The sequence below is a fragment of the Asticcacaulis taihuensis genome, assembly GCF_900100255.1.
GTDB lineage: Bacteria > Pseudomonadota > Alphaproteobacteria > Caulobacterales > Caulobacteraceae > Asticcacaulis > Asticcacaulis taihuensis.
Genome location: NZ_FMTS01000001.1, coordinates 372,613 through 387,281 on the forward strand (window position 1 = coordinate 372,613; position 14,669 = coordinate 387,281).

Genomic DNA, 14,669 nt, shown 5'->3' on the forward strand with positions numbered 1-14,669 from the left:
CTATCCCTTGTAACCCAGGGCGACGATATAGATTTCTGTCGATCCGGCGCGGCTGGACTTCGGCTTGAAGTGCTTGACTGTCTCGAAGGCCAGTTTGAGCCGCAGCAGCAATTGTTCAGTTTCACCGCCCTGGAAAGCCTTGGCGACGAAGGCGCCGCCCGGCTTAAGGTTATCGAGCGCGAAATCACCGGCCAGTTCCAGGAGCCCCATGATCTTCAGGTGGTCGGTCTGTTTGTGGCCAACTGTATTATGCGCCAGGTCGGAAAGGACGACATCGGGCTTGCCACCCATTAGTTCCATCAGTTTCAGACCGATGGCGGGATCGGTAAAATCGGCTTCCAGCAGGTCTGCGCCCGGCACCGGATCGACCGGCAGCAAATCCACGCCGACAACATGAGAGGCGCCGCGCTTGATCGCTACCTGCACCCAGCCGCCCGGTGCGCAGCCGAGATCGACCACGCGCACGCCTTTTTTCAAGAAGTGAAAGCGCTCATCCAGTTCGATCAGCTTGAAGGCGGCACGCGAGCGCCAACCCTCGGCCTTGGCCTTCTGTACATAGGGGTCGTTCAGTTGCCGTTCCAGCCACTTGGCCGAGGATTGCGTGCGAAAACGCGCCGTCTTGACCGCCGTGTGCCCCTTATGGCGGCCGGACAGGTTGCCGCCTTCCGGCGGCTTGACCATACGGCGGCGGGGTTCATCTTTGGTTGGATCGTCGGAATTGTCGTTCATGGCGGCGTCTATACTGGTTTTTGGCCGGATTGCGGAAACTATTTTTTCCTTATGCCCGGTGCTGCTAGGGTATTGGCCAAATCAAGGAGCCTTCATGCGTCACATCCTCGCCCTGCTTGCTATTGCCAGCCTTGCCGCCGCCTGTTCGCCTGCGCCGCAGAAAGACACGGCGGCCACGCAAGTCTCGGCGAGCGCCGAAATGTCTGAAAGCAGCCGGTCATCGATAGCTATTACCGCCGCTATCAGCGACGCGGCTACATCCTCCAGCGACGGCACCTGCATTTCCGAGATCGGCAAGGCGGCCTCGGATCGCCTGGTCGAGCGGTGCATCATGGTCTCCCCGGCCACGCACCCGCCCTGCAATGCCGCCAATAGCTGCCAGATGATCCAGGGTGAAATCGACCGGTCCTGCGCCATGTACGGCCCGGAAGAAAAGAAACCGGCGGAATGCACCAGGTAGGAATTATTTTGCAATTGCCTGGCTGACCTCCTATGTCAGGGCCACGATTTTTCTCAAGGAGACACTTCATGTCCACCGATCCTGAAAATACCCTGATCCTGACGCTCGATACCGGTCCGGTCACCATCAAGCTGCGCCCCGACCTGGCGCCGAACCACGTTGCGCGCATCAAGGAACTGGCCCGCGAAGGCTTCTATGACGGCATCGTCTTCCACCGCGTCATCCCCGGTTTCATGGCCCAGGGCGGTGACCCGCAAGGCCAGGGCTTTGGCGGTTCCGGCAAGAAGCTGAAGGCCGAATTCAATGCCGAGCCCCACGTCCGCGGTGTCTGCTCGATGGCTCGTTCGCAAAATCCGGATTCGGCCGACAGCCAGTTTTTCATCTGCTTCGATGACGCCCGCTTCCTCGACAAGCAATATACGGTCTGGGGCGAAGTCACCGAAGGCATGGAAAATGTCGACGCCCTCCCCAACGGCGAGCCGCCGCGCAATCCGGGCAAGATCGTTAGCATGAAGGTTCAGGCGGACCTTCAGTCCTAGGGCGCGTCGCGGCCGACGTCGCTTAAAAGTGCATGGTAAAAATGGTTTTAAGTCTTCGATTTAAAGCCATCTTAAGACCTGTGGCGCAGGATACTCAACCCAGGCGGCAATATGTCCGCCAACCAGTAGAGTATCCTGCAAGGGTTTTAGTATGAGTAAGCGTTCGCGTTTTGCGGTTACGGTTGACCGCGAGAATATGATCCTAATCATCCGCTTTCACAGCGTGCGCAACGATCAGGAGGCCGGCCCCGACCTGATCGACCTGCTGGCTACCGTCGAAACGCCCTGGCTTTTCAACGCCATCTTCGACTTCCGCCGATATGAAGCCGACCTGTCGCGCGATTACCTGAAATTCCTGACCGAAAAATGGGCGGCCTTTACGCGGGGCCGAGACCAGAACCGCAGCATGGCGCTGGTGGGCGGCGACTCCGACCTTACTTTCAATCTGAAAGCCATGCTCGATGTCATGCCTGACCGCCGGATCGCCATTTTCGACACCTTTGATGAAGGTCTGGATTGGATCAAGACGGGCGAGACCCGTCGGGCGGCTTAGCGTCAATCAAACCTTAAGGCGGACGTGGTAACCTGGGTAAAATAATTCGGCAGCCTTCACCATGAGCCTTCGCGCCCGCGTTACCTTTTCCATTGATGAAGCCAGCCGGACGCTTGTTTTTCGCTATATTGGCGACCTGACGGGCGACCGGCTATATGCTCAGATTATCAATTATATTCAAACCATTGAAGCGCCATGGCTTTATGATTTCCTGGTCGATGCCCGGCGTTTTGAAGGCGTCATCCAATCCAGCGACACTGAAACCTTCGGCCGCTGGTGGGCTGATCTGGCGCAGGGGCGTGATACCGGCCGCCGCATTGCTGTCGTTTCCAGCGACCCGCTGATCCACGCGCGCAAAGGCTTGCGAGATGCAATCTTTCCGCATCGAACTTCCGGCGTTTTTGATACCATGGACGAAGCCCAGGAATGGCTGGCCACCGCTTCACCGCAGGCCGCAGCATGACCCGTGCGCGAGTCACGCTCACAGTGGACCGCAACGCCCGGATTATCTTTGTCCGCTATATCGGCGAAGTCGACGGCCAGACCATTACGGAAAGCAGTATCAGTCAGTTCTCGGATGTCGAAAATGTGTGGGAATATGACGCCATTTTCGACCTGCGCCGCTTCGACGGCGTGCTCCTCAGTCCGGAAGTCCAGGAACTGGGCGAGCGCTGGCGCGAACTGGTCAGCGGCCGGGATGCGGGCCGCCGTTCGGCCATCATCACCAGCGATCCATTCCTGATTGCCCGGCTGCCGGTCACGCGCCAGCGCTTTCCGGGCCGGACCATCGAAATATTCGCCACCTTCGACGAGGGCCTGGAATGGATCAAATCCGGCAAATTGTCTTGACCTGACGCGCTTTTGCGGCTTGAGACAGCCGCATGTTAATTTCCGAATTCGATTTCGACCTGCCCGAGAACCGCATTGCCCTGCGTCCAACCGAACCGCGAGAGGCCGCCCGCCTGCTGCGTGTCGATGAGCATGGCGCCCTGACCGACAGCCATATCGGCGATATAGCCGATTTCCTGAAGAGCGGCGATCTGCTGGTCGTCAATGATACGCGGGTGTTGCCGACCCAACTCGACGGCCAGCGCCTACGCGACGATAGCGTGGTTATGATCGAGGCCACTCTGGTCAAAAGCACCGGCGCTTCGCAGTGGCAGGCTTTCCTGAAACCGGGCCGAAAGGTGAAAGCCGGAGATCAATTGCTGTTTAAAAGCGATGCTACGGAACTGAAGGCCGTCGTTTCCGCCAAGGATGACAACGGCCTCTACACGCTCGACTTCCAGCATGGCCCGCAGGAATTGCTTGAACGGCTGCACCTGGTCGGCGGGATGCCGCTGCCACCCTATATTCGCTCAAAACGCCACGAGGATGAACAGGACAAGAGCGACTACCAGACCATTTTCGCCCGTGACGAAGGCTCTGTGGCCGCGCCAACCGCCGGCCTGCACTTCACTCCAGCCCTACTGGAAAAGCTGGCGGCCAAAGGCATAGCCATTGAGCGGATCACCCTGCATGTCGGCGCCGGCACCTTCCTGCCGGTAAAGGTCGAGGATACCGATGACCACGTCATGCACGCCGAATTCGGCATCATTACACCGGAAAGCGCTGCGCGGATCAACGCCGCGCGCGCGGCGGGCGGACGGATTATCTGCGTCGGCACCACGTCGCTGCGCCTGCTGGAATCCGCTTGCGATTCACAAGGCGCAATCCACCCCTTCGCCGCCGAAACCGCCATCTTTATTACGCCGGGCGTCACGATCCGCTCGTGCGACCTGCTGATGACCAATTTCCACCTGCCGAAATCGACCCTGTTCATGCTGGTCTGCGCCCTGGCCGGCACCGAGGTCATGAAAAGAGCCTATGCCCACGCCATTGAGACCGGTTACCGCTTTTTCTCCTATGGCGACGCCTGTTTGCTGAGTAATACGTCCCGATGACCTACCCCTTCCAGATCACCGCCCACCAGGGACAGGCCCGCACCGGCGTCCTCAAGACACCGCGCGGAGATATACCGACGCCGATCTTCATGCCGGTCGGCACGGCCGCCACGGTCAAGGCCCTGACGCTCGACATGGTGAAACAGGCCCACGCGAAGATTATTCTCGGCAATACCTATCACCTGATGCTGCGCCCAACGGCGGAGCGCGTAGCGCGTCTGGGCGGCCTGCATAAATTCATGGGCTGGAACGGACCGATCCTGACAGACAGCGGCGGCTTCCAGGTGATGAGCCTGTCCAAAATTTCCAAGGTCAAGGAGGACGCCGTCACCTTCCAAAGCCATATTGACGGCTCGCGGCACATCCTGTCGCCGGAACGCTCGATCGAGATACAGGCTGATCTGCTGGGCTCGGATATCGTTATGCAACTTGACGAATGCGTTTCCTGGCCCGCCGAGGAAAAGCGCGCCCGCGAAGCTTTGCAGCTTTCCGCGCGCTGGGGCCTGCGATCGAAGCAGGCATTTGGCACCCGCGATACACAGGCACTGTTCGGCATCCAGCAAGGCTCAACCTTTGAACACCTGCGCCGGGAATCAACCGAACGTCTGCTCGATATCGGTTTCGATGGTTACGCTATCGGCGGCCTGGCGGTCGGCGAAGGCCACGAGGCCATGTGCGAGACGCTGGATTACAGCGCACCGCTGCTGCCCTGGGATCGGCCGCGCTACCTGATGGGGGTCGGCAAGCCGATCGACCTTCTTGAAGGCGTGGCGCGCGGCGTCGATATGTTCGACTGCGTCCTGCCGACGCGTTCGGGCCGCCACGGCCAGGTCTGGACCTGGGATGGCCCGCTCAATATGAAGAATGCCCGTTTCGCCGAAGACAACACACCGCTGGATGCTGAAAGCGATTGTCCGGCCAGCCGGGATTATTCAAAAGCCTATCTGCATCACCTCGTCAAATCGGAAGAAATCCTGGGTCAGATGCTGCTCAGTTGGCACAACATCGCCTTCTTCCAGGCCCTGATGATTCGCATTCGTGCCGCCATTACGGCCGGCACATTTGATGCCCTGCGCGCCGATCTGCTCTCCCGATGGAAAACGAAAGACGCTTGAAGCTGTTGCGCTTAGCGGCGCTTTTTCGGCTTTGCCGGTACGGGAATCGGCTTGGGAACGGTTTTGCCCCCGGCATAGGTATCAGTATAGACACGCGGCACGAACCATGACGGCGCCGCCGGCGGCGCGCAGTTCTTGTTCATGCCTACGCCCTTGAGATAGGCGCGGCGCACCTTACCGGCCTGGATGGCCGTATCCATTTCCTTCTGGTGGCGCTGCGCACCGGTCATCTGGCGCACCAGCCCGCGGAACGGAATGATGCTGCGCGTGGCGTTGCGCACGGACCCACGCGCCACATCACCGGCGGCCTCTCCCCCCCGTTCCCGAAGGCTTTTCGTATCTTCCGGCGGTGGCGGTTCGTCGAAATCGGCGCCCAGCAGGCTGTCGAGCTTGGTGACCTCGGAAGCAATGGCTTCACAGTTATCCAGTCCGGTCAGGTCATAGGGCTTGGTCACGGCCTGGGTCAGGATTTCCGGAATATCCTTGCGGCGCAGGTTCAGGTCTTCGAGCGGCGCCATGACCGCATCGCCCCAGCTATTACTCTGGTCATCCGTGGAGGAACGCACGGCCTGTGTTTCCTCGGCCGGTCTGTGCTTGGGCTTCTCCACTACGACGCCACTGGCGTCATAATGGGGTTTCGAGGCGCAGCCTGATAACAAAGCCCCTCCCGCCAGTACCATAAGGGCGCACGTTCGGAGCTTCATATTCACAGTACTGGCAGCCTTCACCAACATCCCCCTCATACCTTCAGTCCAGAAACGCCATCGGCGCCTGTGTCCTGTGTAGACCCGTTATAGCTTATTCTGCACATAAAAAAACAATACATAAGAAAAAGCGTCTTTTTTCAACGCCTCGCGCTTGCGAAATTAAATAGTCCACTCTATGAAGAGCCCCAGTTGATCCGCTCTTTCCAAAAACGGGTCAAGTCTGACTTATCTTCATGAGCGCGTAGCTCAGCCGGCTAGAGCATCTGACTTTTAATCAGAGGGTCCTGGGTTCGAGTCCCAGCGCGCTCACCAAGTCTTTCTAGGATTTGCGTGACAATTTCATGGCGATAAGCAGCGTAACACGGGCCTCATATATCGCCCGTGCAATATGAACCGGGCCTGAACCGGTTCGATTCGGCCAATTTTTCCACTAGTCATTTTTCAGGGCAACGGCCCTTAGTTGGCCATCCGGCTCTTCGGCTTATAGCGCCCGTTCTCGAATCGCTCGAAAATCAACTGCGTCTGCGGATGGGTAAAAGGCTGGCCGGTGTCATCGGCGCACAGATTGCCTTCGGACGCGTAGGCGACGTAACAGCTCTCGCCGTTGGTGGCCAGCAGATGATAAAACGGCTGGTCCTTCTGCGGACGCACACTTTCCGGGATCGCCTGCCACCATTCTTCCGTATTGGAAAATTCCGGATCGACGTCAAAAACGACGCCGCGGAACTCAAACAGATTGTGCTTGACCACCTGACCGATATCGAATTTCGCTGATCGTTGCTCTTGCATGAAACGACTTCCTTGCCCCCATTCCCTGCCAGCATAATGGACCGAACACGGCGGATAACGCACCGCCCTTCTCCACGCGGTTGTGGCTTCAAATTATTTTCAATAACGGCGATTATGGTTGGGTAATTTACGGCCTGAGCCGATTTTGGGTTGGCATGTCCGGACACAGACCATAAAGTATGGGGGAAAGTTTGCCTGTCAGGTTGCGAAAACCTGGCCTCTGACATGGTGTCGGACCGGCAACCGTCCATAAGCGGGGTATGAGCCATGTACCGGGCTCCCTCAAACGATCACCGGCGGGGCAAGTCGTCGGGCGGTCCGCGCAACGCATCAGGTGGATTGACTGTCCGCGGCGAAGCTGCGGTGGTCTATGCCGCGCTCGACCTCGGCACAAATAACTGCCGCCTGATGATCGCCACCTTCGCCAATTCCCAGTTTCGCATCGTCGAAGCATTTTCGCGTATTGTCCGGCTCGGCGAGGGCCTGTCCCATTCCGGCCAGCTCCATGAGCGCGCCATGGATCGCGCCCTGAAAGCGCTGAAAATATGCGCCGAAAAGATCGAAAAACGCGGCGCCGTTCGCATCCGCGCGGTGGCGACGCAAGCCTGCCGCATCGCCCGCAACGGCCGCGAATTCATTGCCCGCGTTGAGCGCGAAACCGGCCTGAAACTGACCATCATCTCGCCGGAGGAAGAGGCGCACCTGTCGGTGATGGGCTGTGCCTCGCTGCTCGACCCGCGCGAGGTCAGCCCTGTGGCGCGCGCCGCCCTGGTTATGGATGTCGGTGGCGGCTCGACGGAACTGAGCTGGGTGGAACTGGCGGATGAGGCTCCAGCCCCGGCCACCTCCTTATCAGACGCCCAGTCGCTGGCGCAAAATAATGCGCTCAAAGTGGCTCGCCGGATGCCTCGGCCACGCTATTGGATCTCGATTCCCGTCGGGGTGGTCAATCTGGCCGAACGCTTTCCAGAGCCTGTTTCCGGCCATACGGCGGCCTGGTTCGAAGCCATGGTCGAGGATGTCAGCCGGACAGTTCGCCACTTCACCGATCCGGAGACCCTGCGCCCGCATTTCGACCGGGGGGAAGCCTATATCGTTGGTACGTCCGGCGCGATTACATCCCTTGCCGGGATGCATCTGGGGCTGGAGCGCTACGACCGTTCACGCGTCGACGGTTTGTGGATGAGCCATGCGCACGTGCAATCCGTCATCACCCGTCTGCTGGATATCGGACATGCCGGGCGCGAACAGGAACCCTGTATCGGCAAGGATCGCGCCGACCTGGTTCTGGCCGGCGCCGCCATACTGGAAGCTATCCAGCGTTTGTGGCCGTGTCAAAGGCTGCGCGTGGCTGATCGCGGTCTGCGTGAAGGGCTGCTGCTTTCCATGGCGAAGAAAAAAGCTCGTCGGCGCCGCCGGCGTGGTGCGCGGACTGTCGGGCAAACCTCGGCACTGCCTGTGGCGGAATAAAAAAAAGCGCCGGTCCTTGTGGCCAGCGCTCTTTTTTTTATTACCTGCCTGCCGGTGCCGCCGGCGTTGGCGTGGCTTCGGCCGTGACCGGCGCGGCGTTCAGTATCTTGGCGGGTACGGTGACGTCGCAATCGGAGAAATTATCGCCCTTGTCCTTGCGCGTGGCGTCAAGCACCGCCTGGAACTGCGGCGAGGTCGTATCCATGACCTCGACCTGCGGCCGCTCAGCTTCCGGGATATCGGCCAGCACACGCACCGTATTCATCTTGTCCGGATTGACCGGCGGCTCGCCGATCTTCAGCTTGCGCACCACATCCAGGCCGGTGAGTATCGTACCGAAGGCGGTATATTTTTTCTCCAGCGACGAATTGGCACCACGCATCAGGAAGAACTGGCTGTTGCCCGAATCGGGGTCATAGCTGTGGGCCATACCGACCGTGCCCTGGCAGAACAGGCCCCAGGCATTGACCTTGCCGTCATTGGAAATGGCCATCAGTTCATTGACCTGGCTCTGGACCGGCATGGCGCCGACAAAACCGATCAGCGAACCCTTGGGCCGCGTGGCTACCGTGAACGGGAAGCTCGAATCGTGACGGACGGTGAACTCCGCCTTGACGTTCGGCAGGGTGGAATCGCCAGTGCCGTCGCCCTTCGGGTCGCCGGTCTGGGCCATGAAGTCTTCGATGACGCGATGGAAGGTCAGGCCGTCATAAAAGTGCTGGCGGGTCAGGGTGAGCAGACGCTCGACGTGGTTCGGCGCCAGAGACGGATACATTTCGAGGATGACCTGGCCCTTGGTGGTATCGATCACCAGGGTGTTATTGGGGTCCGCCATCCGGTAACCCGGATCAAGCGCAAATGCGGAAGTCGCCATCAAAGCCGCTATCGCCCCCGCCAGAAGCGCACTTTTTTTCACCAATGACATCATTCTTCCTGTCTAATTTCAACGAGCGACCTTAGGAGCGACCTTGGCCAGCAGGCGTTCCGCCACACTGGGGGCCACAAACGGCGCGATACTGCCGCCCAATTGGGCTATTTCTTTGACCAAACGCGACGCGACGGCCTGATGGCGCGGATCGGCCATCAAAAAAACCGTCTCTATATCCCGGTTAAGCTGCTGGTTCATCGCCGTCATCTGGAATTCGTACTCGAAATCCGCCACAGCGCGCAAGCCGCGAATGATGACGCCGGCCCCGACCTCCTGAGCAAAGTGCATCAACAGGCTATCGAAAGGTAGCACCTCAACGCGGTCACCGAGCGGCGCCACCTGTTCGCGCACCATTTCGACCCGCTCGTCGATGGTGAACATCGGCGCCTTGCCAATATTGCGCGCCACGCCGATCACCAGCTTATCGACCAGCTTGACCGCCCGGCCGATAATATCGCTGTGGCCATTGGTGATCGGGTCAAAAGTCCCCGGATAAAGACCGGTCCTGTGGTCGGTTGTCATGCGGCGCCCCTTGCTGCGGCTGAGTTCAGGTCGCGTCCGTGACCGATGCGGTTTCGTCAGTTGTATCCGCATCGTCCTCGCCCGACTCCACAATCCGCTCGACCGAGACGACCTTCTGGCCTTCTGAGGTGCGGAAAATGGTGACGCCCTGGGTATTGCGGCTGGCGACGCGCACCGTCGTCACATTGGTACGGATCAGTTGCCCGCCCGATGTCACCAGCAGCAATCCATCCGTAGCATCGATCGGGAAGGAGGCAATGAGCTTGCCGCCGCGCTTGCTGAGATCGATGGCAACGATCCCCTGCCCGCCCCGGCCGGTGCGGCGGTAGTCGTAGGAGGATGACCGCTTGCCGAAACCGATATCCGAAACCGTCAGGATAAATTCCTCACCCGCCGCCAGTTCGGCGATGCGTTCCGGCGACAGGCTGGCTTCTTCGCCGCCCTCCTCGCCGTCGTCATCCACCGTCGCTTCTTCGCCCTCTTCCATATTGGCCGCCGCGCGTTGCTGGGCTGCATATTTCAGGTAGGCAGCGCGTTCGGCCGGCGTGGCGTCAACGCGTTTCAGGATCGCCATGGAGATGACCGTATCCTCACCCAGTAGGCGCACGCCGCGCACACCGGTCGAATCCCGGCCCTTGAAGACACGCACTTCGTCAACCGCGAAGCGGATCGACCGGCCGCCGGAGGTGGACAGCAGAACGTCCTGATCCTCATTACAGACGGCCACGCCGACAATGGCGTCGCCCTCTTCCAGCTTCATGGCGATCTTGCCGGCACGATTGACATTGACGAAATCGCTCAGCTTGTTGCGGCGGATATCGCCCGACCGCGTGGCGAAGATGATGTCCTGGCGTTCCCAGGCGGCTTCATCCTCCGGCAGAGCCAGGATATTGGTGATGGTTTCGCCGCCATCGAGCGGCAGCAGATTGACGAACGCCTTGCCCTTGGACTGCGGATTACCGAGCGGAAGGCGCCAGACCTTCAGCTTGTAAACCTTGCCGGTCGAGGAGAAGAACAGCATGGGCTGGTGCGTGGTGGCCGAATAGACACCCGTAATGGCGTCCTCGTCCTTCATGGCCATGCCGGAGCGGCCCTTGCCGCCGCGGTGCTGCTCACGATAGGCCGCCAGCGCCGTGCGCTTGACGTAACCGGAGTGGGTCACCGTGACCACCATGTCCTCACGCGGGATGAGGTCTTCATCTTCAATGTCGCCTTCACCATCGACGATCGTCGTGCGGCGCGGAACGGCATAATGGGCTTTCACCTCGCTCAGTTCCTCGCGCACAATCGCCAGTATGCGCTCGCGGGAGCCAAGAATTTCGAGATAGTTGGCGATGGCGGCGGCCAAAGTCTTGATCTCGTCGCCGATTTCATCACGACCGAGACCGGTCAGACGCGACAGGGTCAGGGCCAGGATGGCGCGCGCCTGTTCGTCGGTCAGGCGGACCTGGCGGTCTTCGAGCACGATCGAGCGCGGATCAGCGATCAGATCGATCATTGGCGCCATGTCACCGGACGGCCAGGTGCGCGAGGTCAGGCGTTGGCGGGCTTCCGATGGATCGGCCGACGAGCGGATGATGTGGATCACTTCATCGATATTGGCGACGGCGATCGACAGACCGACCAGGGTATGGCCACGATCCCGCGCCTTGCCCAATTCGAAGCGCGTACGACGGACCACCACTTCTTCGCGGAATTCGAGGAATAGTTCGAGCAGCTTGCGCAGGCCCATCTGCTGCGGACGGCCATGATTCAGCGCCAGCATATTGACGCCGAAGCTCGATTGCAGTGCCGTATAGCGATAAAGCTGGTTCAAGATGACATCGCCCGAAGCTTCGCGCTTCAGTTCGACAACGACACGCATCCCCTGGCGGTCGCTTTCATCGCGGATGTCGGAAATGCCTTCGATCCGCTTTTCACGCACCATGTCGGCGATATATTCGATCAGGGTCGCTTTATTGACCTGATACGGAATCTCAGTGATGACGATGGCTTCACGGTCCTTGCGGATCGTCTCGACGCTGGCCTTGCCGCGCGTGACGACCGAGCCGCGCCCGGTCATCAGGGCCTGGCGCGCCCCGGAACGGCCGAGGATTTCACCGCCGGTCGGGTAATCCGGCCCCGGCACGATATCGAGCAGTTCTTCCAGGGTGACGTTCGGATTATCCAGCAGGGCCAGGCAGGCATCGATCACTTCGCCGAGATTGTGCGGCGGGATATTGGTCGCCATACCGACGGCGATGCCGCCGGCGCCATTGACCAGCAGGTTGGGAATCCGCGACGGCAGGACCGAGGGCTCGTCTTCCTTGCCGTCATAGTTGGGCTGGAAGTCGACTGTATCCTTGTCGATATCGGCCAGCAGCGACATGGCCGGCTTGGAGAGGCGGGATTCGGTATAACGCATGGCGGCCGGGGCATCGCCATCGACCGAGCCGAAATTACCCTGACCATCGACCAGCAGCAGCCCCATCGAGAAGGGCTGGGCCATACGGACCAACGAATTGTAGATCGCCAGGTCGCCGTGCGGGTGATACTTACCCATCACGTCACCGACGATACGCGAGCATTTCACATAGGATTTTTCGGGCGTGTGCCCTTCCTTATGCATCGAATACATGATGCGGCGGTGGACGGGTTTCAGGCCGTCACGGGCGTCCGGCAGGGCGCGCGACACGATGACGCTCATGGCGTAATCGAGATAGGAACGCTTCAGTTCGTCTTCGATCGTAATGAAGCTGATGCCGGCCGGCGGTTGGCCGCCAAAACCGTTGCGGGGATCTTCGTCTTCAGGCCCCAAAACGTCGCCAGATGTCGTGTCGTTCATGAATTCAATGTCTTGTATGCATCCGCGCCGTCCATCGGGCGGCGCGGATTGTTAAAACGCGTAGAGATACAGTTCTGATTTAGAACGGAATTTCGTCATCCAGGTCGAAGTTCTGCGGCGCGCCGGAAGGGGCCGCCTTCGGACCGGAAGATGCGGGTGCGCCGCCGTAAGAGTCCTCATACTGGTCATAACCGCCGCCGGAAGAGGCGCCGCCGCTGTCGCCACGGCCGCCCAGAAGGGTCAGGTTGCCATTGAAGCGCTGCAGGACGACCTCGGTCGAATATTTCTCGACGCCGTTCTGGTCGGTCCATTTGCGCGTTTGCAGACTTCCTTCGACATAGACCGAGGAGCCCTTGCGCAGATATTGTTCGGCGATCTTGGCCAGGTTGTCATTGAAGATGACGACGCGGTGCCATTCGGTCTTTTCCTTGCGCTCACCCGTCGCCTTGTCGCGCCACTGCTCGGACGTAGCGATCGTCAGGTTGGCGATCCGGTCGCCAGAGGGCATGTTGCGAATTTCGGGATCCTTGCCGAGATTGCCGATCAGAATGACCTTGTTGACACTGCCTGCCATCGTAATTTTCCTTTTTTGCCTGAGCGCTTTCCACGCTCTTTTGTTCCATGACGAATCGGTTCGCCGTCAGGGCGCCGAATAGTTAACACTAGAACCTTATGCCGCTCATGGGAAGGCCCGCGACGGCTTTGCCGCCGCTTCTCGCTGCCTCTTCCACAGATAGTTACTTCTTCGCGTCCGAAGGCATTTGCGGCAGGTTTTTCGGGATATCGACCGTCACTTTTTCACCGGTCGGCGCCTCTTCCTGAACCACCGATCCCGGCGCCACCAGACGGCCATCGGGCGCCTTGACCAGGAGCGGGAAAGCCGGTCCTTCATAGTGCTGCGAATAGCGCACTTCGCGCCCGCTGGCGAAGAGGAAGGTGCCATTATAGGCGCCAATCGTCTGCTCACCAGCCGTGCGGGTCGCCATCAGATCCATGCGGGCATTATAGAGCCGGACAGCGCAGTGTTCGAGATCCGGTTCGCTCTTGGACAGTTCGTTGAATTTCAGGCCGCCCGCCTTGGGATAGCCGATATAGTAACAGGCACCGGCCACCTCCGGCGCCTTAACGCGCTTCTGGCATCCGGCAAGGCCGGTCATTGCCGCGGCACCGATCAGGCCCGCCAGCAGAATTGTCTTGATTTTCATGGGTTATCCTTCCTGATCCGCCCCTTAATCCGGCATCGGATTTAACCACGTTTAACCGGAAAAAACCAAGGAAATCCATGAAAAAAGGCGGGACAAATGCCCGCCCTTATATTGCTTCAACGCCTCTCAGCGCACCATCGGCACCGAACAGCCCTGCCCCTGGTCGACGAGCGGACGGAAGGTGGCGTTGTCATCCGATTGTTCGACGCGCCGCGGCACCAGACGCAGGGTTTTACTGCCCCAGCGGCCGTATGACGCCTGGCCGGGTGATACGCAGCGCGTATCGAAGAGAAGGATGGCGCACTGACCAAGCGTAATATTATCCGCCAGCTTGTTCCAGGAATTGCTGCTGTAGCGCAGGCAGGAAGCCGTAGGACCAGCGGCCGTTGCCGTGGGCGGCACGATTTCGGCGCCCTGGGCCGGATCGGCCGGCTGGGCGGCCTCGGCGCTGCCCGGCGCGCCGGGCACTGGCACAAGCGAAGCCGTGGGCGCGGCCACCTGGTTGCCGTTGTCGTCGATGCCGACATCAAGCTGCTGGGCGGCGACACCATTCTTCTTGGCGCATTCGGCCAGGGTGACGTCGCCGACATAGGCGCCATTGACATAACAGCGCAGCGGTTTCTTGGTGTCGAGCGAGGGCGCCGGATCGGCCACCTTGAAGGTCAGGCCGGTCGGCTGATCATTCATCTTTTCGTCATCCTTGTGGCCGCGCGAAATGCCCATCGCCAGTATGATGCCGACAATAATTGCCACCGCCGCCCCGATGCCGATGGCGATCCAGCGCTTTTGATCCTTGGCCATGAACTCCCCTCATTGACGCAAACACGCGTCCTGACTGCTAACCATGATACGATTGACGCGAAAAGATGGCAACCGAATGACGGC

The 14,669-nt window shown here is 59.8% G+C and carries 17 protein-coding genes and 1 tRNA gene; 9 read left to right on the plus strand and 9 right to left on the minus strand.

Annotated elements, in window-relative coordinates:
* Positions 1 to 729 (minus strand): RlmE family RNA methyltransferase, encoded by a 729-nt coding sequence (locus BLO49_RS01755; RefSeq protein ID WP_245678820.1) that lies wholly within the window; start codon positions 727 to 729, stop codon positions 1 to 3.
* A 94-nt stretch (positions 730 to 823) separates the two neighbouring features.
* Between BLO49_RS01755 and BLO49_RS01760 the strand changes: the two genes are divergently transcribed.
* The 7 genes from BLO49_RS01760 (at position 824) to tgt (ending at position 5,339) form a co-directional block, all read left to right on the plus strand.
* The gene (locus tag BLO49_RS01760; protein ID WP_090643434.1) at positions 824 to 1,189 is read left to right on the plus strand and encodes a hypothetical protein; all 366 of its coding nucleotides are present in this window, start codon (positions 824 to 826) and stop codon (positions 1,187 to 1,189) included.
* A 68-nt stretch (positions 1,190 to 1,257) separates the two neighbouring features.
* Positions 1,258 to 1,728 carry a peptidylprolyl isomerase gene (locus BLO49_RS01765; RefSeq protein WP_090643437.1) on the plus strand — a complete coding sequence of 157 codons (471 nt, stop codon included), beginning with the start codon at positions 1,258 to 1,260 and terminating at the stop codon, positions 1,726 to 1,728.
* A gap of 151 nt (positions 1,729 to 1,879) precedes the next feature.
* Positions 1,880 to 2,281 carry a hypothetical protein gene (locus BLO49_RS01770; protein ID WP_090643439.1) on the plus strand — a complete coding sequence of 134 codons (402 nt, stop codon included), beginning with the start codon at positions 1,880 to 1,882 and terminating at the stop codon, positions 2,279 to 2,281.
* Between the two features lie 61 nt (positions 2,282 to 2,342).
* On the plus strand, positions 2,343 to 2,744 hold the full coding sequence (locus tag BLO49_RS01775; protein ID WP_090643442.1) for an STAS/SEC14 domain-containing protein: 402 nt from the start codon (positions 2,343 to 2,345) through the stop codon (positions 2,742 to 2,744).
* A complete protein-coding gene (locus BLO49_RS01780; protein WP_090643444.1) occupies positions 2,741 to 3,130 on the plus strand; it encodes a hypothetical protein in 390 nt (129 codons plus the stop codon). Before BLO49_RS01775 ends, BLO49_RS01780 begins: the two co-directional genes overlap by 4 nt.
* Positions 3,131 to 3,162: 32 nt before the next feature.
* Positions 3,163 to 4,224, plus strand: a complete 1,062-nt coding sequence (gene queA / locus BLO49_RS01785) for a tRNA preQ1(34) S-adenosylmethionine ribosyltransferase-isomerase QueA (RefSeq protein ID WP_090643447.1) — start codon at positions 3,163 to 3,165, stop codon at positions 4,222 to 4,224.
* Positions 4,221 to 5,339 carry a tRNA guanosine(34) transglycosylase Tgt gene (gene tgt / locus BLO49_RS01790; RefSeq protein WP_090643450.1) on the plus strand — a complete coding sequence of 373 codons (1,119 nt, stop codon included), beginning with the start codon at positions 4,221 to 4,223 and terminating at the stop codon, positions 5,337 to 5,339. The genes queA and tgt overlap by 4 nt, the downstream gene beginning before the upstream one ends.
* An 11-nt stretch (positions 5,340 to 5,350) precedes the next feature.
* Here tgt and BLO49_RS01795 read toward each other — a convergent pair whose 3' ends face one another.
* Positions 5,351 to 6,019 (minus strand): hypothetical protein, encoded by a 669-nt coding sequence (locus BLO49_RS01795; RefSeq protein WP_090643452.1) that lies wholly within the window; start codon positions 6,017 to 6,019, stop codon positions 5,351 to 5,353.
* A gap of 262 nt (positions 6,020 to 6,281) precedes the next feature.
* Here BLO49_RS01795 and BLO49_RS01800 point away from each other — a divergent pair.
* Positions 6,282 to 6,358, plus strand: a tRNA-Lys gene (locus BLO49_RS01800).
* Positions 6,359 to 6,502: 144 nt separating this feature from the next.
* On the opposite strand, the gene hspQ is transcribed toward BLO49_RS01800, so the two are convergent.
* Positions 6,503 to 6,835 carry a heat shock protein HspQ gene (gene hspQ / locus BLO49_RS01805; protein WP_090643455.1) on the minus strand — a complete coding sequence of 111 codons (333 nt, stop codon included), beginning with the start codon at positions 6,833 to 6,835 and terminating at the stop codon, positions 6,503 to 6,505.
* A 267-nt stretch (positions 6,836 to 7,102) separates the two neighbouring features.
* Here hspQ and BLO49_RS01810 point away from each other — a divergent pair, with 267 nt between their 5' ends.
* Entirely contained in the window at positions 7,103 to 8,305 is a 1,203-nt protein-coding gene (locus tag BLO49_RS01810) for a Ppx/GppA phosphatase family protein (RefSeq protein ID WP_090643457.1), read from the plus strand.
* Positions 8,306 to 8,345: 40 nt separating this feature from the next.
* On the opposite strand, the gene BLO49_RS01815 is transcribed toward BLO49_RS01810, so the two are convergent.
* The 6 genes from BLO49_RS01815 to BLO49_RS01840 form a co-directional block, all read right to left on the minus strand.
* Positions 8,346 to 9,230, minus strand: a complete 885-nt coding sequence (locus BLO49_RS01815; protein ID WP_090643460.1) for a peptidylprolyl isomerase — start codon at positions 9,228 to 9,230, stop codon at positions 8,346 to 8,348.
* A gap of 18 nt (positions 9,231 to 9,248) precedes the next feature.
* Complete coding sequence (gene coaD, locus BLO49_RS01820) at positions 9,249 to 9,755, minus strand: pantetheine-phosphate adenylyltransferase (protein WP_090643463.1); 507 nt, start codon at positions 9,753 to 9,755, stop codon at positions 9,249 to 9,251.
* Between the two features lie 25 nt (positions 9,756 to 9,780).
* The gene (gene gyrA / locus BLO49_RS01825) at positions 9,781 to 12,579 is read right to left on the minus strand and encodes a DNA gyrase subunit A (protein ID WP_090643466.1); all 2,799 of its coding nucleotides are present in this window, start codon (positions 12,577 to 12,579) and stop codon (positions 9,781 to 9,783) included.
* A 79-nt stretch (positions 12,580 to 12,658) separates the two neighbouring features.
* Positions 12,659 to 13,153, minus strand: coding sequence for a single-stranded DNA-binding protein (ssb, locus tag BLO49_RS01830; protein ID WP_090643468.1), 495 nt, complete (start codon positions 13,151 to 13,153; stop codon positions 12,659 to 12,661).
* A 163-nt stretch (positions 13,154 to 13,316) separates the two neighbouring features.
* Positions 13,317 to 13,784 carry a hypothetical protein gene (locus BLO49_RS01835; RefSeq protein WP_090643471.1) on the minus strand — a complete coding sequence of 156 codons (468 nt, stop codon included), beginning with the start codon at positions 13,782 to 13,784 and terminating at the stop codon, positions 13,317 to 13,319.
* Between the two features lie 126 nt (positions 13,785 to 13,910).
* Positions 13,911 to 14,585 (minus strand): hypothetical protein, encoded by a 675-nt coding sequence (locus BLO49_RS01840; protein WP_090643473.1) that lies wholly within the window; start codon positions 14,583 to 14,585, stop codon positions 13,911 to 13,913.
* Positions 14,586 to 14,669 lie beyond the last annotated feature (84 nt).